Origin of the sequence: Vibrio sp. 10N.261.55.A7, from assembly GCF_002877365.1 — a bacterium.
In the GTDB taxonomy this organism is placed as follows: Bacteria; Pseudomonadota; Gammaproteobacteria; order Enterobacterales; family Vibrionaceae; genus Vibrio.
The window spans coordinates 15,163-33,601 of sequence record NZ_MCWZ01000282.1 but is presented as its reverse complement, the minus strand read 5'-3'; the positions used below and the strand labels follow the sequence as shown (position 1 = coordinate 33,601).

At 44.0% G+C, this 18,439-nt stretch carries 16 protein-coding genes; 5 read left to right on the top strand and 11 right to left on the bottom strand.

Features of this window, described 5'->3' with window-relative positions; translation table 11 throughout:
- Positions 1–3 precede the first annotated feature (3 nt).
- The 6 genes from BCU12_RS13695 to BCU12_RS13675 all read right to left on the bottom strand — a co-directional run bounded on the left by BCU12_RS13695 (position 4) and on the right by BCU12_RS13675 (position 4,616).
- Positions 4–1,461 (bottom strand): type II and III secretion system protein family protein, encoded by a 1,458-nt coding sequence (locus BCU12_RS13695; RefSeq protein WP_102404813.1) that lies wholly within the window; start codon positions 1,459–1,461, stop codon positions 4–6.
- Positions 1,462–1,470: 9 nt separating this feature from the next.
- Positions 1,471–2,217 carry a Flp pilus assembly protein CpaB gene (gene cpaB, locus BCU12_RS13690; RefSeq protein ID WP_102404812.1) on the bottom strand — a complete coding sequence of 249 codons (747 nt, stop codon included), beginning with the start codon at positions 2,215–2,217 and terminating at the stop codon, positions 1,471–1,473.
- Positions 2,214–3,566, bottom strand: coding sequence for an AAA family ATPase (locus tag BCU12_RS13685; RefSeq protein WP_102404811.1), 1,353 nt, complete (start codon positions 3,564–3,566; stop codon positions 2,214–2,216). The genes cpaB and BCU12_RS13685 overlap by 4 nt, the downstream gene beginning before the upstream one ends.
- Before the next feature lie 54 nt (positions 3,567–3,620).
- Positions 3,621–4,136 carry an A24 family peptidase gene (locus tag BCU12_RS13680; protein WP_157939883.1) on the bottom strand — a complete coding sequence of 172 codons (516 nt, stop codon included), beginning with the start codon at positions 4,134–4,136 and terminating at the stop codon, positions 3,621–3,623.
- 27 nt (positions 4,137–4,163) lie between these two features.
- Positions 4,164–4,328 carry a hypothetical protein gene (locus tag BCU12_RS23485; protein WP_198599333.1) on the bottom strand — a complete coding sequence of 55 codons (165 nt, stop codon included), beginning with the start codon at positions 4,326–4,328 and terminating at the stop codon, positions 4,164–4,166.
- A gap of 123 nt (positions 4,329–4,451) precedes the next feature.
- Positions 4,452–4,616, bottom strand: coding sequence for a fimbrial protein (locus BCU12_RS13675; protein ID WP_102404850.1), 165 nt, complete (start codon positions 4,614–4,616; stop codon positions 4,452–4,454).
- A gap of 495 nt (positions 4,617–5,111) precedes the next feature.
- Between BCU12_RS13675 and BCU12_RS13670 the strand changes: the two genes are divergently transcribed.
- Together BCU12_RS13670 and BCU12_RS13665 are read left to right on the top strand one after the other, a co-directional pair.
- Entirely contained in the window at positions 5,112–5,852 is a 741-nt protein-coding gene (locus BCU12_RS13670; RefSeq protein ID WP_102404809.1) for an AraC family transcriptional regulator, read from the top strand.
- Positions 5,853–5,986: 134 nt separating this feature from the next.
- Positions 5,987–7,672, top strand: a complete 1,686-nt coding sequence (locus BCU12_RS13665) for an AMP-binding protein (RefSeq protein ID WP_102404808.1) — start codon at positions 5,987–5,989, stop codon at positions 7,670–7,672.
- Between the two features lie 172 nt (positions 7,673–7,844).
- Here BCU12_RS13665 and BCU12_RS13660 read toward each other — a convergent pair whose 3' ends face one another.
- On the bottom strand, positions 7,845–8,051 hold the full coding sequence (locus BCU12_RS13660; RefSeq protein WP_102404807.1) for a DUF1127 domain-containing protein: 207 nt from the start codon (positions 8,049–8,051) through the stop codon (positions 7,845–7,847).
- A gap of 105 nt (positions 8,052–8,156) precedes the next feature.
- Between BCU12_RS13660 and BCU12_RS13655 the strand changes: the two genes are divergently transcribed.
- Together BCU12_RS13655 and BCU12_RS13650 are read left to right on the top strand one after the other, a co-directional pair.
- On the top strand, positions 8,157–9,107 hold the full coding sequence (locus BCU12_RS13655; RefSeq protein WP_102404806.1) for a LysR substrate-binding domain-containing protein: 951 nt from the start codon (positions 8,157–8,159) through the stop codon (positions 9,105–9,107).
- A 54-nt stretch (positions 9,108–9,161) separates the two neighbouring features.
- Positions 9,162–9,374, top strand: a complete 213-nt coding sequence (locus BCU12_RS13650) for a VF530 family protein (protein ID WP_102404805.1) — start codon at positions 9,162–9,164, stop codon at positions 9,372–9,374.
- A 117-nt stretch (positions 9,375–9,491) separates the two neighbouring features.
- Here BCU12_RS13650 and fusA read toward each other — a convergent pair whose 3' ends face one another.
- The 4 genes from fusA to radA form a co-directional block, all read right to left on the bottom strand.
- The gene (gene fusA, locus BCU12_RS13645; RefSeq protein ID WP_102404804.1) at positions 9,492–11,579 is read right to left on the bottom strand and encodes an elongation factor G; all 2,088 of its coding nucleotides are present in this window, start codon (positions 11,577–11,579) and stop codon (positions 9,492–9,494) included.
- Positions 11,580–11,764: 185 nt separating this feature from the next.
- Positions 11,765–12,667 (bottom strand): HAD family hydrolase, encoded by a 903-nt coding sequence (locus BCU12_RS13640; RefSeq protein ID WP_102404803.1) that lies wholly within the window; start codon positions 12,665–12,667, stop codon positions 11,765–11,767.
- 102 nt (positions 12,668–12,769) lie between these two features.
- Positions 12,770–14,383 (bottom strand): diguanylate cyclase, encoded by a 1,614-nt coding sequence (locus BCU12_RS13635; RefSeq protein ID WP_102404802.1) that lies wholly within the window; start codon positions 14,381–14,383, stop codon positions 12,770–12,772.
- 114 nt (positions 14,384–14,497) lie between these two features.
- Positions 14,498–15,877 carry a DNA repair protein RadA gene (radA, locus tag BCU12_RS13630; protein WP_102404801.1) on the bottom strand — a complete coding sequence of 460 codons (1,380 nt, stop codon included), beginning with the start codon at positions 15,875–15,877 and terminating at the stop codon, positions 14,498–14,500.
- A 175-nt stretch (positions 15,878–16,052) separates the two neighbouring features.
- Between radA and BCU12_RS13625 the strand changes: the two genes are divergently transcribed.
- Positions 16,053–18,398, top strand: a complete 2,346-nt coding sequence (locus tag BCU12_RS13625; protein WP_102404800.1) for a PilZ domain-containing protein — start codon at positions 16,053–16,055, stop codon at positions 18,396–18,398.
- Positions 18,399–18,439: the final 41 nt, after the last annotated feature.

Sequence of the window (18,439 nt, the reverse complement as noted above, 5' to 3'; positions counted from 1 at the left end):
CCCCTATAAACTGTGTCCAAATGAACCTTCAGATCCACCTTGTGAGTGCTCCATAAACTCAGCGGCATTATCTGGCGTGGAGTCACGGTGTTGATCGGGTTCGGCGATATAGGCTCCTTGCCCCAACAGGTAATATTTGACGTCGTTTGGTTCGACAAATGAATCGGTTGGTAGCGAGACTTTGTTTCTATCAATCGGTTTCGCAAGCCTTGGGGTCACCAAAATGACCAGCTCAGTTTCACCCGAGACATACTCTTGGCTATTGAAGAGCTGCCCTAGTACAGGAATGTCTCCGAAGCCAGGCATTTTAGTCGCAACATCACGAACATTTTCACTTAATAGGCCTGCAATCCCAATGGTTTGGCCATCCGCTAATTCAAGGGTCGATGACGCACTTCTTCGAGTGATCGGCGGAATAACATAGGTACCGTTGGTTTCACCCGGGCTTAAAGTCAGTGAGCTTGAATTGGCTATTTCACTGACATCCACCGCGAGGTTAAGGTTGATTTTTTTATCGCTGAGAACCGTCGGTATGAACTTCAGCCCCACACCATACTCTTTGTATTCAATGGTAATGCCATTTTCATCGGGAACAGGAATAGGAAATTCACCACCGGCTAGGAACTCAGCTCTTGCGCCACTTAAAGCGGTAAGATTTGGCTCGGCGAGTACTTTTGCTGCGCCCGTTTGCTTAGCGACATCGAGAGCAAAACTGAACAAGGTGTTACCGTCAGCGAACGCCCCTAGCAGCCCATAATCACCACTACTTGGGAGTTCGAAGATCGGGGTTGTTCCTGAAATCGCACTTCCTACAGACGCGCCCCCCCAACCAAATTCCGAACCGCTACTTTGGAAGAAATGGAAATTAGCATCAAACTTTCTCACCAAGCTTCGCTGAACTTCCGCCACTGTGACTTCAAGCATGACCTGTTGAGCACCGCCAATCGACATCAGGTTTATCACCCCTGTCTTCTTCACTTGCTCGCTTAGAGATTCTTTCGCTTCATCGGCTTCTTGGCCTACGGCATACGTTTCCGCAACGCGTAACGCCACATTCATTTTGTCTTGTGAGCTGATTTGGCCACTGAGTATCAAGCGATTTTGCGCACTGTGAACTTTGACATTTTCATCGGGCAAAAACTCATACAGCTTCGCTTTTAGGCTGTTGAGATCATGGGTGACTTCAATATTGATTGACTCAATAAGTTGCCCTCGACTGTCCCAGGCCATCAGGTTGGTTGAACCGAGCTTTTTACCTATCAAAAAGAGCTCATCAGACTTCAGCATGACGATGTCTAACACCTCTGGGTCTCCCAACGAGACGCGTTTTGCTTTCGCCGAGAGATTCACATGTGTCGATTTGTGATGAGGAACTTTGACGATTTTCCCAGTTTGAGTCGACGCGGTCACCACTGCGGTCGAACTCATTAGGATAAGCGTGAATAGTATTATTATTCTCATAATGGCCCCTTAATCCTTCACTCTAATATTGGAAGATTCCGTCCCTTTGATGATCGTGACACTTGGAGCAGCGCGTCGTTTGACGACTTTCTCCTCGGGCTCATGTGGGTTTCGCAGCGCTAACTGAATAATACCCTTGCTCTTCGCTGTTAGTAGTTTCTCCGCGTCCTTAGGGCTGACTTCTAGCGTCACAGCACGCACGACGACGGGAGAATTTTCTTGGGTTTTAGCGGTCTGGTCTACGGCCAGCACTTTGATGTCTTTTAAAACCGTCGAGGTATTCGTATAGGTACCGCTGTATTTAACCGTACTGAGGATATCGACCCGATTGCCCGGCAATAGAAAGCCGGCTACCCCAATGACATCATCGACTCGAATGGTTACTGCTCGCATGTTTTCAGAAATCAACGCAGCCAGAGTTGAACCCACCGCACCTGAAGTCACTCGCAGGGGATTGATTAACTCTCCTTGAAAGATGTCACTTTCCGCAATGAGGCCAACGACTAAAGCTTCATCGACATATTGCGTATCCTCTCTCCAATCGACTTCGAGCAACTTAGAGGTGATATGCTGCTCTTCGATGGTGGTTCCAGCTGGAATAGGTTGTGCGGCAATGACGACAGGCTCCCGCTCGACCACCTCAGTTTCAATGGTCGGTTGCACCTGACTGTCCATCCATTGCTTAGCGAAAAAGACAGCGCCTAAGCCAAAAATTATGGACAACATGAAAAACAATATGACTTGTTGCTTGCTCATCTAGCTCCTCCCCCTTTACCGTCTGCGGTAAAGTAGACTTCCCATGCCCGTGATAAGACTTCTGGCGTAATAACGGGCTCTATGTCTTCAAATGCTATGATATCTCGGCTGATGCCCACCATATCCTTGGGCAAGCAGGGATAAAAACCCACGCTATGTTGACGATGTAAACTGAACAGATTTTCAAACACAGAAGGGGCAATGGTTAGTTCCCTACCCTGCGCAATTTTTTCCCACAACGCTTGATACTCACTGTCTTTCAAAGGATAAAACTGAATCTTATAGCCGAGGCGTCGTAGGAAGGCGGGATCACTGATTTTTTCAGGATCCAAATTACTCGAAAAGGCGAGCGTTAAAATGAATGGAATTGTTATCTGCTGGCCATTTGGCAGAGATAAGTGATCAAAGAAATACTCCATTGGCACGATCCAACGGTTGAGTAAGGTATCGACAGGCATGGGTTGGCGACCTAAGTCATCAATGATGAAAATGCCATTGTTCGCCATCATTTGAAGGGGGGCCATCCATACCCGATTGTGTTCACTGTGGTTAACCTCAAGCATATCCATGGTTAACTCACCACCGACCTGAATATTAGGGCGTTCACTCAGTACCCACCGGCGATCATATTGCTCTTTAAACAGTAAGCTCTGCTGTTGAAGGTGGCCATCCACACGCCGATGGTGCTGTGGGGAAAAGACTTTAATGATGTTCCCGGCGGCATAGACAGAATAGGGAATGTAAACCGAGGTGTTGAGAGAGTTGAGTATTCGAGTCGCCACAAAGGTTTTACCTGTCCCTGCATCCCCATAGAGCAACAATGCCCGACCAGAGTTAATCGCAGGACCCAGCACGGATATCATGCGCTCAGCACCATACACATCGCTAAGCGCATGAGTGACATCGGCTTTGGTCACGACCTTGGCGCGAACATCTTGATCTTTTACCATCTGATCATAATCACGAAGCGAAACAGGAGTTGGGCCAAGGTAAGCATCTTTCGCAAAGGCAGCGTCAGCCTCTTGCATACCCGTTTCCGATAAGCCATAGCGCACTGTTCCAGAGGCCTCTTGAGACATAAACCCTTCACTGGCCGCTTGGAACACTTCAACTAGGGATTTTTTACGCAGATTTGCAATCATGTCTTCAATCAAATGACTGTTAATGCACATGAGTTTTGTGAGATTAAGAATGTCGGATTTAGGAAAGGCAGAGATATGCTTAATCAATAAGTTTTCGACAACCGCTCTAGGGACTCCGATGTCTTCAAAGGAAGTGGGTACTTTCGGTGCTTCCGCCTGAGGCGTGAGTTCTTCTCTATGTAGACCGTCACTTGATGTCGTGTTCACAGAGACCCCTTATTCTCACTCCGTTGAGTGAGTCCTTGATTTCGTAAGAATGATCTAGAAATAGTTCTGCATGGCCAACCCAATAACGACCACGGGGGCAAATGGCATTCTAAGCATGTCTGAACGCTCTTTTGTTATAGCGCTTACCGCTGGCTTAGCACCCTTACCGTATGCAAAGATCATCGTGTATTTTTTCGCCATAAGCTGTAGTGTCTCAGGCTCTTCTGCAAATCGAATTGCACCGTACAACCCACCAACCAAAACCGTCGAAATGGCTATCCAGAAAGTCGTGCTCAAAAGCTGCCCCCAGCCGACAATGAAACCCACTACACCCAACAATTTGACGTCGCCAGGCGCCATCGCACCGGCGATATGCATGATCAGTGAAATGACAAACATGATTAAACCCGCGAGCAAGGAAGTGCCCACAAGTGCCAAAGGATCAGCAGATAAAGAATGGTGGATTAAGGTGACAATAAGCAGATAAAGAAGTGCCAAATTTGGAATGCGATTCTCTCGCGCATCGGTGGTTGCAACAGCAAGCAAGCCTGCCCAAATTAGATACTCCATGATGTCCATTCCTAGAAGCGTTATTGACTAGTCAAATATAGAATCGAACTCGTCGGTCAATATTCCGTAAACGACTGTAAATAAACCAGAAAGCCCTATAATCATGGCCCCTGCGCCTACTACATATTCAACAATCGTTAGTCCTTCCTCATTTTTAAAAAAATCTTTCGAATAATTGAGAAAATGATTCATATTAGCCTCCTAGCAATAATACTGACTATTTATCAACAATCGAATGCATAAAAAAAGTCAGTATTATATAGCGTAGACGGCAATTTTAACTCTTGCTTACTTTTATAATAGTGAGGTTACTTCCTAGTTAAATACACTAGATAGCTCATCTTCAAGTATACTACTGAATGCGCCAAATATACCCGCAAGTCCAGCAACCAATAAGCCTGCACCCACAACATATTCGACAACCGTTAGGCCTTCTTCATCCTGCATAAAGTTCTTAACATTATTAATTAAATTGTTCATCATTTGGTCTCCTTCCAAAAAAGCAATGTCTATCTAATTGCTAACTAATAATTTAGTTAGTTATAAAGTCAACAGTTAGGACTTTCTTGCTTCATTTTGGTACTTTTTTGTCCAATTAAAATAGATTTATTATTCTAATTTATAAGTAAAATACCCCTAATTAGACGACAACTGCGATAATCTGTAATTTATGTAAACAATGTTATTCCCTCTAACTCTCTATTAATAAAGCGCTTCATAAAAACCAAATAAACGGGAACCGCTTTACTACCAATAAAGCACTCAAGTCTCAATGTTGATACTTGACGACGGATTTTAAGCGACTATTTGTGAACTAACATCACAATAACGCACGCATACTAAAAACACATCTATCAGTAAAAATGAAAATCTGATCGAAATCTTGACGTTCATAGATCAGCGTCTAGCCTTAAACTAGTTATTTAGATTGAGTGTCACTAAGTCTGAAGAGTTAGGATAAAATCGGTTTACGCTATGGAAGTACTGCATACAGGCCACTGGATTGGTCAATCGATCTCATATATTAATAGAGATACTCTTTTCACCATTGGACAATATTTCAAAGTTATTGAAGATGGTCATGACGTGTCCATTATTAGTGATCCTAATGTTCAGTTCTGTTTCTTTTTTTACGATAAGAATAGTAATCATTCTCTTCTAATTACAGCCATTAAATTATGTCAAAACCTACATAAACAACTCATTATTATATACAAAGTTAATATAGATGAAGACATTATTAATTTAGATGTGGTATTTGACCATTACAACCTATCCAGTTTTGATATTAGTAATTGGTGTGAACAGCTGAGTAAAAATATTTATTTTAGATTTACTGATCACCAGTCTGTTTTAGATATATACAAGATGGAATTGGATCTTACAGAGCATAAAATAAGTAAGGATATCGTTGAGATATTAAAGTATATCGATGCAAATATAGCAAAGACAATACGCGAAGAAGACATAGCCGACTACTGCCACTATTCCGTCAGTTACTTTTCTAAGCTTTTCCATAAATCCGTTGGTATTAGCTTTCGAGACTATCTGACGACCAAACGAATCGAACTGGCGAAGAAACTGTTGCAAGATGATAAGAAAAACAAAATTGCCGTCATCGCCTACCAATGTGGGTACAACGATGTTTCCTACTTTTCACGTATTTTTAAGAAGAAGACCGGGATTTCTCCCGGTGTTTTCAGGCAGTTCCATTAGATAGATCACTCTAATTAACTAAAAATACATCGTTAGCTTTTCACTCTCCCGGTGAACATGCTAGTGTTAACATGTGATTAACAATAAGCCAACATAATAATAAATATGTCATTTGTTTTACATGGAGTTAGAGAATGATTCAGCCTAATCAAACAACCAATTCAACGTGTACCCTCCCCCCTCCTAATGAGTTGATTTTAAAGTGGGCCCAAGAGCGCCCTGATGAAGTCTACTTAAAGCAGATCATTAATAGAGAATTTGTCGAGTTCACTTATTCAGAGGTGGCCGACAAAGCCTTGCGACTAGTTAGTGCACTCAATAAGCTCGGCGCAGCCCCTGGTGATAAAGTCGCTCTGGTTTCTAAGAATTGTGCAGAATGGTTCATCTGCGATCTCGCAATGACACTGGGCGACTTTATTAGTGTCCCTATTTTCCCAACCGCAGGCGCTGAAACCATTGAGTACTGTGCAACTCACAGTGAAAGTAAGTTCCTCATTGCAGGCAAGCTAGATGATGCCACAGCCACTCAACAGGTCTTGGATAGATTAGATAGCGTAATCAGCATCGCACTCCCTTACGACAGTGCGCCAAACTGCCAATATCTATTCGATGACATTATTGAAGAAGCAGAGCCTTCAACTTTTCGTCCTGAACATTATGACGATAAGCTGATGTCTCTGGTATACACATCAGGTACATCTGGCCAGCCTAAAGGGGCGATGCTCACGTATGGCTCATTTAGCTGGTCTGTTCAAATGCTGATTGAACTCATTAGCATTAAATCCGATGACCGTCTGTTCTCGTATCTTCCACTCGCTCACATTACTGAACGTGTCTATATATACGGATCTTCCATTGCAGGAGGCGTGCTCACCGCTTTCCCTGAGTCTTTAGATACCTTTATTGAAGATGTGAAAATGCATCGTCCGACCCTATTCATTTCTGTTCCAAGGCTTTGGACGTTATTCCAACAGCGCATTCAAGACAAACTGCCACAGAAGAAGCTCAACATCTTGCTCAAGATTCCGTTCGTTAACTCGCTAATCAAGAAAAAGTTGGCGGATGGACTCGGGCTTGATCAAGCGCGTGTACTTGGTTGCGGTTCAGCGCCAGTTTCACCAGCTTTACTCAATTGGTACCACAGTGTGGGTCTGAACATTACCGAAGCTTGGGGCATGACCGAATCCTTCGCTTACAGCACGTTGAACTACCCATTCCGTGAAGACAAAATAGGAAGTGTGGGTAATGCAGGCCCTGGAATACAGCTTAAAATTGCCTCTGATGACGAAATTATGGTTCGTGGTAAAGGGCTATTTTCTGGCTATTACAAGAATGACATTGCAACGCAAGAATCTTTTGATAATGACGGATGGTTGCACACGGGTGACATCGGTGCCATCGACAGCGAAGGCTACTTAACAATACAAGGGCGTAAGAAAGACACATTCAAAACCGCGAAAGGGAAATTTGTTGCCCCTGTTCCGATTGAGAAAAAGTTGTTCGAATACAGCCGTGTTGAGATGATGTGCTTGATTGGACTAGGATTGCCTGGGCCAATTCTCTTAGTGGTTCCACACGACTTCCCTAACTTTGATCGTGCTCGCTATGAGCGAACAACGAAGCGTGTCGTTGAGAAGATGAATAGCCAACTCGCATCTCACGAGAAGATAAAAGGGGTATTGATGATTAAGGAACCTTGGAGCATCGAGAACAATGTTCTAACCCCTACCTTAAAGATCAAGCGACATATTCTTGAGCAGAAATACCATGAAATCGGTCATAACTGGCCTAAAGATAAGTTGGTTGTTTGGGAAGACTAAAACCTGATCAATTTTAATAAAGGCATGCAATTACTGGTTAAAAGTAATGCATGCTTTTTTGTTCCGGCTGCTTCTTACCTTCTGAATGCCAATAAAAAACCTCAGCGCAAATAAAGAACGCTGAGGTGCTGCCAGACAGGAAGGTTAGCAAGTAAATCTGTTCGTTTGATTATCAATCCCAGAAAGGGCGTTCGCTCTCGATCAGTGCTTCTCTATCACTCACACCAATATCATTCAGTAAGTGTTTTGGTAATGATGCAAGCTGCTTTCTAGAACGCGATTTCGCCAACCATTGTTTCATTAAAGGAAAGATTGTCTTAATCCAACTGATTGAAACACTTCGATTGGTCATTGGGGTGCTAATGATTGAAGTCGCCATATCTCTTTCTCTCCCTTGGTTAACTCTGTTGACAAGATTGATAATCAACCATTATGGTTAACTCTACAAACGATACGATTTGTCATTGAGTTAAGGAAAACTAATGTGAAAGATCGAATGCCGCCTTTCTTAGGAATCTACTATTTTTACACCGCAGCCGAGCTAGGCAGCTTTAAAGCCGCGGCGAGTCATTTGTATGTCACCGCCGCCGCAATCAGCCAGCAAATTCGTTTTCTCGAAGAATGGATAGGCACAGATCTGTTTATCCGCCAACATAGACAGGTTGTATTAACCCATGAAGGTGAAACCCTCTATGAGCAAGCTAAAAAAGGGTTTGCACATCTTCAAGATGGTATAAGGCAGATAAATCAAGATCCCAACCCCAATCAACTGTCTATATCAACCCTACCGTCCTTTGCTCAACATTGGCTTGTCCCTCGCATTGGACAATTTAAAGAAGCGCATCCAGAGTTGGGCATGCTTATCGAACCGACCAATCAGGTCGTCTCTTTTCAAGACTCGAGTGTCGATATTTGCATTCGCTACGGTGAAGGGAACTATAAGAATGTAGAAAGTCGCTGGTTAATGGACGATGTTATTTACCCCGTCTGCCACCCTCTCTACCAGGAGAAACACGGCATCTATTGCGTTGATGACCTGCATAAGGCGGAGCTCATCGAGGATCGCTGGCCAGACATGGATTGGCAACTCTGGTTAGACTGTGTCGGCGCTAAGGCGGGTAACTCCACGCTTCAGTATGATGGCTCTCACTTTGTTTTAGAAGGCGCGTTAGCAGTACAAGGGGTCGCTCTTGTCAAACACAGTTTGGCTTTGCGTTATATTAATGAAGGCAAACTTGTGCGCATCAGCAACATTGCCCTCAAACCTCGCTATAGCTACTACCTATGTGCACCGTCAGGTTACTTTCGCCGTGAAAAGATAATCATGTTTGAGCATTGGATGAAGCAGCAGGTTGATCTTTTCTCGCCATTAGGAAAGGAAGGCTTAGATATTCGAGAAAGTGATTATTCATTAAAATGGCAAAGGTCGAAGTAGCGGAGAGTTGCTATAATACTGGCAATACCCAACTGTGATATTCACTGAGAACACATGACACAAGAAAATAACCCGCTTCACGGCATCACCCTACAAAAACTGCTCACTGAACTTGTTGAGCACTATGGGTGGGAAGAGTTAAGCCGCATGGTTAATATTAACTGCTTTAAAAGCGAGCCTAGTATCAAATCAAGCCTCAAGTTTTTACGCAAAACAGAGTGGGCCAGAACTAAGGTTGAACAAATTTATATCGACCTAAAACGCTAGAAAGTAAAGAGCGAGGGTGCCTCCTAACTTGCCTTCAAGTGTTATCCATTCGCTGTTAAAAACAAAAAGCCCCACTAGCATTCACTAGTGGGGCTTTTAAGTTAGAGATAAAAACGATTATTTCTTAGCGTTTTCTTCTTTAACTTTAGCGATTACTTCTTCAGCAACGTTCATTGGACATGGTGAGTACTGTAGGAACTCCATAGAGAACTGACCACGGCCTGAAGTGATAGTACGTAGGTGACCGATGTAACCAAACATTTCTGATAGAGGAACGTCTGCTTTAATACGAACACCAGTAGCACCAGCTTGCTGATCTTTGATCATGCCACGACGACGGTTAAGGTCACCGATAACATCACCAACGTGATCGTCTGGAGTGAACACGTCAACGTTCATGATAGGCTCAAGAAGTTGAGCGCCTGCTTTAGGCATAGATTGACGGAATGCGCCTTTCGCTGCGATTTCAAATGCGATTGCAGATGAATCGACTGCGTGGAAGCCACCGTCGTATAGTTCAACTTCAACGTCTAGAGTTGGGAAACCAGCAAGAACACCGTTATCCATCATTCCAGCGAAGCCTTTTTCAACTGCAGGCCAGAATTCTTTAGGAACGTTACCACCAACAACAGATGAAGAGAACGTGAAGCCAGAACCAGCTTCGCCAGGCTTGATACGGTAATCGATCTTACCGAACTGACCAGAACCACCAGATTGCTTCTTGTGCGTGTAGCTATCTTCAATTGCTTGAGTGATAGTTTCACGGTAAGCAACTTGAGGAGCACCTACAGTTAGGTCAACGCCGTAAGTACGCTTAAGGATATCTACCTTGATGTCTAGGTGAAGTTCACCCATACCTTTCAGGATAGTTTCGCCAGTTTCTTCGTCAGTTTCAACTTGGAAAGAAGGATCTTCTGCAACCATTTTACCGATCGCGATACCCATTTTCTCAGAACCGCCTTTATCTTTTGGAGATACAGCGATAGAGATTACTGGCGTTGGGAAGATCATTGGCTCAAGTGTACACTCGTGCTTAACATCACATAGAGTGTGACCAGTTTGAACGTTCTTCATACCTACTACAGCGATGATGTCACCCGCTTGTGCAGAAGTTAGTTCGTTACGCTCATCTGCTTGCATCTCAACCATACGGCCGATACGCTCAGTTTTACCTGTTGCAGCGTTAAGGATTGTATCACCCTTGTTTAGTTTACCAGAGTAGATACGGATAAACGTTAGAGCACCGAAACGGTCGTCCATGATCTTAAACGCTAGAGCACGTAGTGGCTCATCAACAGAAACAGTTGCTACTTCGCCAGTTGGCTCACCAGTTTCTTTGTCTGTTAGTGGTTGAGGATCTACTTCTGTTGGAGAAGGTAGGTAATCAACTACAGCGTCAAGAACGATTTGAACACCCTTGTTCTTAAATGCAGAACCACAGAATGTTGGGAAGAACGCTAGGTCACGAGTACCTTTACGGATACAACGCTTGATGTCTTCGATAGAAGGCTCTTCACCTTCCATGTAAGCTTCCATTAGGTCATCGTCTTGCTCTACAGCAGTTTCGATAAGCTCTTCACGGTATTGCTCAACGTCATCAACCATGTCAGCTGGAACGTCTGTAATTTCGTAGTTTTCTGGAAGACCAGTGTCATCCCATACATACGCTTTCTTGCTTAGTAGGTCTACAACACCAACGAAATCGTCTTCACGACCGATTGGTAGAACCATTACTAGCGGAGTTGCGCCTAGTACGTTCTTAACTTGATCTACAACGCGGAAAAAATCTGCGCCCATACGGTCTAGTTTGTTTACGAAGATCAGACGAGATACTTCTGATTCGTTCGCGTAGCGCCAGTTAGTTTCTGACTGAGGCTCAACACCGCCAGAACCACAGAATACGCCGATACCGCCATCAAGTACTTTAAGAGAACGGTATACTTCAACTGTGAAGTCAACGTGTCCAGGAGTATCGATAACGTTTAGACGGTGGTCGTTCCAGAAACAGCTTACAGCTGCTGACTGGATAGTAATTCCGCGCTCAGCTTCCTGTTCCATAAAGTCAGTTGTTGATTCGCCATCGTGAACTTCACCAGTCTTATGAATTTGACCAGTTAACTTTAGGATTCGTTCAGTGGTAGTTGTTTTACCCGCATCAACGTGCGCGAAAATACCAATGTTTCTGTACTTCGATAAATCTGCCATTGTCTTACTCTGTTAATAGGATATAAATTGCGCGCAGAGTATACCACAATCCGTCAAGACTGATACCCTCGCGAGTGGTTGGACATAAAAAAATCCATTTAAGCGGAACTCACACTTAAAGAATAGACATATTTAAGCCAATGAATCGACCTTTAGTCAAGTAAACACGTTAACAAACTGTTGCGTTACACTTGTGAGACAAAATTCCTATCTGCAGGTAAGGCATCAAATTCAAACACGTGATTCCAATTGTGCTTCATTGACACTTTAAAACTGCGCGTAGATGGAAGGGATAAGTACGCTTTTAGTTTGGAGTCGAAGTCGTAATCATACTCCTGCATACGGTCATCGTGATGGATAAACCCAGTCACTGCATTCTCATTGCTATTGACCCATTCAATGAGCGGAATATCGTGAGCTGTGTTTCCGACGGCTATCACTGGAATAGAATCATATTTCTGTTTGAATTGAATCACCTTTTTCTCGCCGACATTCACGTCAAGGGGCTCCCGTTCATTCTCACTCGAGCGGAATGATCCTAGAACATCTTGAAAATCAATGTTGAGTACCGCTAAGCAACATGCCGTTAAGAAGTCATGGGTACTGCCCGAGTTAATAATACATCGAAATCCGTGCGCTTGAAGTTGCTCAAGAAGCGCCTTCATCGGCAGGTAAGCCAATTCGCTAAGGGGCACATTGAATCTTGGATGAACCGCGTTATTAAACCATGTACGTACTTTATCCTGATATTGCCCAGACGTTTCGTGTTCAAAAATTCGGTAATACAATCGAGCAGCCTCTGCGACCACGGACTTGGTCTCACTTTCTACGCACACAAGCAAACGGTCGATTTCCGAATGGTGATGCGCATACTCAACGTTCTGTTTCACCGCACCTAACTCATGGATCCAAAATTCGACCTCTGTAATCAGCGGCTTCTCACACCAAAGCGTTCCATCAAGATCAAATATCGCCAGTCGTTTTGAAGGCGGCAGATATTCAATGTGTGACGGATCTGTCCACTTTTCTAATGCCACCTGAATAGCTTCGAGAAAAGGAGCGTTATGCCATGATTCTAGATTCACCATTTTTACGCCTTCTGAAAATCTTTGTTCAGCACCATTTATTGTTACGGTTTTTTAATGATCAAATATCGAACATAAAACGACCAAATTGTGTGTGCAATTTACTCATGCGAGTGCAGATATTTGTCTCTTCTTTAACTTCTTATTTACGTACATTGCTTTATCAGCAGCCTGCACGGCTTGTTGTGAACGTTCATAATCTTCAAAGTGAGCACTGCCAAAACTGACGCCGACGTCACTGGTGAAATCTTGATGCAATGCCAATTCAACCACCTTGATGGCCTCTACCACATCATTGAGATGAGCTTTCAAAAAGACCAGACCAAACTCATCACCAGAGATACGGTATAACTGACAATTCGGTACTAACTCTTGATGTAGCTTATTACTGAACGACTTTAACAATCGATCGCCCATTTCATGGCCATAATGGTCATTACACTGTTTTAGCCCGTCCAAATCTATATAAATGAACGCTTCCGTTTCCTTCACTGACGCTAAACGTTTTTCTAATGCATAGCGGTTAGGTAACTGGGTCAAGGGATCGGTGCGGGCAATCATCAGCGACACTTCCGCCTCAGCTAACGCTCTCGATTTATCACTCTCTAGCATCGTCATCTGATAAGAGACAACGCAAGATAAGAACAACACTTCCAAGGCAACGGCTAGTAAACCAATGTGGGACATGTAGATGGTTTGCAAGCCATCTATTTGCTCTTGCGAGATGGCTATCCCTCCTAGAAGAACAAACCCAATATTTGCTAACAGATAGAGCCTAGCGATGGTGCTGCCTCTAATGCTCTCAACGATGCCACAAGTGATGCCGAATAATAGAAAGATTCCAACCCCTAAACGATTCAACTCATTTTGCCACTCGGGATAAAACAGAGATGAAACAATAAAAAGACTGAATAGAGAGATGATCGAGACTCCTGCTCGCCATAAAACTCGGTTTTTGTGCTTCGATATTTTAAGCAATGACATCACAAACACAATGTAGGCAATGTTAGAGAAGAGTATTGGCCAGCTTCCTCCACTAAACCAAGCGAGACCAAAGACATCACGACTGACATGTAAGGTCGTACAGTTAAAGATTATGTTGCCAAGGATAAACATCGCATAGGTAAAATCGACCGTACTTTTTCGAGCAAATGAGATAACAATGTAATAAAAGAAGAGACCAACCAGAATGCCTAATGTTGATAAGACGAACGCATTTCCCAGACGGATCTCACCAAAATATTCCGCGTCACTCATAACAAAAGGAGTCGGAGGGGCAATATTGAACTGGGATTGTTGTGTCGTCAGTAGCTGATAGTGACCAGCTGCTAAATGGATTCGATGCCCATTACGAAGAAAAAACTGAGAGGGCTCTGTCTGATACAGTCCCCCATTCATCGACGTTAAAAGCTGCCCTTGAACATCAAACAGTCGGTGTTGGTATTGGCCAATAAAGTTAGAGTTTCGGAAATCAATGACATAAGAAGCCGAATCTAATACTTCAAACTTCAGTAAGCTCGTTTGTTTCTCTCCGATCAAACTAAACGTTGAACGAGCAGACAGGCTCTCTAAGTGGCTTTCCAAAGGTCCGTTGTTTGAGAACGTTCCACCGGCATACCATTGAAACGACTCTTCGCTCCAAATACCTTGACCAGACTGCCCAGAAAAAACTGGCTGAGCAATCAGCATCAACCAGAGTACTATCCAATGCCGTAACATCTTAACTCCTTTTAAGACAACGAACGCTTCTTTGAAGCAGTGTGCAGCCAATTTGTGACTTGTCCTTTCACTGACGGGTAACTGACTTAGCTGGCGTCAGTTAACTTCGCTCCCTCACAACTCATCAAATGCTTGCAAGGCATCTGAGAGCTTTTTCACACCATGGATTTGCATCCCTTCCACCCCATTCTTGGGCATATTCGCCGCTGGAACAATGGCCTTTTTAAACCCGTGCTTGAACGCTTCCATTAATCGTTCTTGCCCACTGGGTACGGGGCGAATTTCCCCAGCTAAGCCAACCTCTCCAAATACTACGACATCTTTAGGAAGTGGGCGGTCTTTAAAGCTCGAGAGCAGTGCCATCAATAATGCAAGATCAGCGCTGGTTTCCGTCACTTTCACACCACCAACGACATTGACGAAGACATCTTGATCGGCCATTTGCAAGCCGCCATGCTTATGTAGGACAGCCAATAATAAGGATAAACGGTTTTGATCTAGCCCCACTGAGACTCGACGCGGGTTCGCAAGTTGCGAGTAATCCACTAAGGCTTGAATCTCTACCAGCAATGGGCGCGTGCCTTCCCAAACCACCATGACAGAGCTTCCAGACGTCTCTTCTTCACCACGTGACAAGAAAATCGCAGAGGGATTGCTCACCTCTTTTAATCCCTGACCAGTCATGGCGAACACGCCGAGTTCATTCACCGCACCAAAACGATTCTTGTGACTGCGCATGGTTCTGAAACGGCTGTCAGTGCCTCCATCAAGCAACACTGAACAGTCAATAATATGCTCGAGCACCTTAGGACCTGCCAACGTACCATCTTTGGTTACGTGACCAACGATAAACACGGCAACATTATTTTGTTTGGCATAACGCGTCAGCATCGTCGCAGATTCTCTTACCTGCGCAACGCTACCAGGGGATGACTGAACGTCAGCCACATGCATCACCTGAATCGAGTCAATCACCATTATTCTCGGCTGCTCTTTCTCAGCAATCTGACAGATCTTGTCAACGTTCGTCTCAGACAACATCTTTAAGTGATCTTTCGGCAAACCTAAGCGTGACGCTCTCATCGCCACCTGCTGTAAGGATTCCTCACCAGTGACGTAGAGCGTTGGCATTTGAGAAGAGAGCAAACACATAGTTTGGAGCAATAGTGTTGATTTACCGGCACCAGGATTACCGCCGATGAGAATAGCCGCTCCAGGAACAACACCTCCACCCAAGACGCGATCGAGCTCTTTGAATCCGCTAGAGAATCTCGGAACTTCTTGTAAATCAATCTCAGAAAGCGTTTGTACTTTGGTATCACTGCCAGTGCCTGCATATCCAGAAAGTCGTTCATTTCTCGCCACCGTTGGAGATGCAGCAATGCGAACTTCTGTTATCGTGTTCCACGCCCCACAAGCGTTGCATTGTCCTTGCCAGCGGGGAAAATCCGCACCACAATCATTACAAACGTATGCTCGTTTTGCCTTAGCCATGTTTCCTCAATTTACTAAACTGTATAAATAAGCACGTAATTAGGTGCGTTATTAAAATAGCGTGACTCATAAAACGGTGATATATACCATTCAGTCACTTAGAGCGTTAACATTCGGTTAAAGATCAAGGCAAGCCCGCCGATGTTAATGTAACGGACTACTCTAACAGAAAACTATGCAGCAATCTGAAATTCTATCTATCGCAGAGAGACTTATCCCCGCTTTCCATTCGGAGGATTTTGACTACCTTTTATCTCAAATGACAGAAGGCGAAGCCCCGTCGGCAAAACTCTTAGTCAAGATGGAATTAAATCGAGTCATGGCACCTTGCACAAAGCCAATCGACTTACGAGGCCGTGTTCAAGGAGAGTGCCGTGAGTATGAACTTGATGGCCTTAAGCACTGGCTAGATGATGTGGCCTTTAATGCTTACCACAAGAACTTCAAAAAATATAATGGCTATACAGAGGGCATGTGGGAAGCCTTAATCAACACGAAGAACAATTTCAGGGTGATGAAGAAAAATGGCATCGCAACCCAGAAAGAGATCTCTGAAGAAAGCAGTCCATTTCACGTTGAGCCCATCACGCTTGGATACGATCTAAAACGGCAAGAAAACCGGTTAAAAGTGTACTCTCAAGTCGAGATTACCCTACAGAGTAAACAACTGGTTCACGCGGTTAGTATTGACCTCTCCCCTTCTGGCGCTAAATTCAAGGTGCCAACGGCCTTCAATTATAAATTGGGCGAGATGATCTCCGTATCGTTCGTTGAGCTACAAAAAACATCGGAAGTTGAAGGCATACATCAAGCGGTTAATTACCGCATCGTCGGTATCGATGACAGTTATGAAAATGACGCCGTAAAATTCATTCGAGCGCTTAAAATATCAGAATCCAATGTCGTCAATGAACTGATCGAAGAGTCTCTGCAAAGCAGTTCGCAAAAGATTCGACACGATAACCAAGATAAGATCATACGAGCAAGAACTCGTGGCTACGAACATACTTACTTAAAACACACCTGTAACCTCCCGCTTTTTTTTAGTGGCAGTGAGCTCAAGCTCGTACTGATGACGGAAAACAATCTGCCAATCTGGAACTACTGGCAAGATGAGCGAAACCAACAGGCTTTGGGTTCTCTTTTCCATGAGCAACGCATTTCTTTGCTCGCTACCGCGGGAGTGCGTGGCAGCAGCAATACGATCTATTCGTTTACCCACGACCATGACGACAAAAAGCTATTCTTCTCAATGCTCATGCCTGAAGCCAAAAGAGAAGAACGTCAGCTATTTTGGCACGTTGGAGCGAGGCGAAAGAGCTGGAAAGCTTTTAAGATCTCCGTTTTTGAGTTATCCGATCCTGAGTGTCAACAGCTGGCACAGCATGCCAGTGAACTAGGGATCGATACCAAAGCACTCTCACATTGTGGTATTTTGCAAGAGATCGCCGATACCGACTCGGCAGCCGATTATCTTTTTACCGAGAAACCAAAACTGCCAAGTAAGACACTCAATCGCTTCCGTCATACTCGTCAAGTGATCGGCAACCCGACATCGATCTATTTTGATGCAAAATCCCGTCGTAAAGAGCCACGTTATCAATTCAAATCACCAATTGAACTCAAAACAATTTCAGGCAATGTGTATACCGGATCCACATTAGATCTTTCAAAGCATGGCTTAAGCATCAAGCTCGATAACCCAAATGCTCTAAAAGCAGAAGAAGCGTGCAGTATCCACCTGAGGGAGCTGCAGCTGTACGACAAGTCTTTGCCTTTAACCGAAGTGCCATACAAGGTGATACGAGTCGGGGCCGACAATCAAACGGTTCAAATGAGTATTGATGAATCACCAGCTAGTTATAGAACCATTTCGTTCTTTGATCGTTTAATCAAACACAATCAGCAAAAATTGCCTCAGAAGAAAGAATTACTCCCGAGTAATGAGCTGTTAGAAGGGCTCCACAACATTCTGCTCGACAAAATGGTGAGTAACCCGGTCTTCATTGAAAAGATCAAAGGGTCATTAGTACCCATGGTGATCGGTGTTAACTACCCGCTGCCAGCTCACATGGTATTGATGGCAAGATTGGGAATCGAAAAACAGTTCTCACTTGAGCCGATTTACAAAGGCAGAATGAATACCCTACTTTCGGTGCCAATGAAACGGTTAGAAGGTGCTGAGCCTCAGTATCATGAGATCTACATTTCAGCCCTAATTTTTGGGAATCGAATCCAATCACTGCAAACCAAGTTAAGCAGTGATTTTGAGAACATCAAAGAAAGGCTCATCTTTATAAAGAAAGCAATGAGTGTTGGAGATTTCTATGTCTTACGAGTATCAGGGGCACCGATCTTTGAACCACTGACCAATTTACTCAAAGCCGATATAGAAGAGCTGACGCAAATCAGCATGCATCAGGCCAGAAGCCTTGAAAAAGAGATAAGTTCCACGGTGGGTTACGGAGAAATTGTCGATATCACAGATGAAGTATTGGTGAGACTGGAACTAACAAAATAATGGCGAGAACCAACAACAGTTTCTCGCCTTTATTTATTATG

Coding starts and splice junctions, on each gene's coding strand:
- BCU12_RS13660 (WP_102404807.1), bottom strand. CDS start 8,051: ATGGCGACTTCAATCATTAGCACCCCAATGACCAATCGAAGTGTTTCA.
- cpaB (WP_102404812.1), bottom strand. CDS start 2,217: ATGAGCAAGCAACAAGTCATATTGTTTTTCATGTTGTCCATAATTTTT.
- BCU12_RS13625 (WP_102404800.1), top strand. CDS start 16,053: ATGCAGCAATCTGAAATTCTATCTATCGCAGAGAGACTTATCCCCGCT.
- BCU12_RS13675 (WP_102404850.1), bottom strand. CDS start 4,616: ATGAACAATTTAATTAATAATGTTAAGAACTTTATGCAGGATGAAGAA.
- BCU12_RS13680 (WP_157939883.1), bottom strand. CDS start 4,136: ATGGAGTATCTAATTTGGGCAGGCTTGCTTGCTGTTGCAACCACCGAT.
- BCU12_RS13665 (WP_102404808.1), top strand. CDS start 5,987: ATGATTCAGCCTAATCAAACAACCAATTCAACGTGTACCCTCCCCCCT.
- BCU12_RS13635 (WP_102404802.1), bottom strand. CDS start 14,383: ATGTTACGGCATTGGATAGTACTCTGGTTGATGCTGATTGCTCAGCCA.
- BCU12_RS13670 (WP_102404809.1), top strand. CDS start 5,112: ATGGAAGTACTGCATACAGGCCACTGGATTGGTCAATCGATCTCATAT.
- radA (WP_102404801.1), bottom strand. CDS start 15,877: ATGGCTAAGGCAAAACGAGCATACGTTTGTAATGATTGTGGTGCGGAT.
- BCU12_RS13650 (WP_102404805.1), top strand. CDS start 9,162: ATGACACAAGAAAATAACCCGCTTCACGGCATCACCCTACAAAAACTG.
- BCU12_RS13695 (WP_102404813.1), bottom strand. CDS start 1,461: ATGAGAATAATAATACTATTCACGCTTATCCTAATGAGTTCGACCGCA.
- fusA (WP_102404804.1), bottom strand. CDS start 11,579: ATGGCAGATTTATCGAAGTACAGAAACATTGGTATTTTCGCGCACGTT.
- BCU12_RS13640 (WP_102404803.1), bottom strand. CDS start 12,667: ATGGTGAATCTAGAATCATGGCATAACGCTCCTTTTCTCGAAGCTATT.
- BCU12_RS23485 (WP_198599333.1), bottom strand. CDS start 4,328: ATGAATCATTTTCTCAATTATTCGAAAGATTTTTTTAAAAATGAGGAA.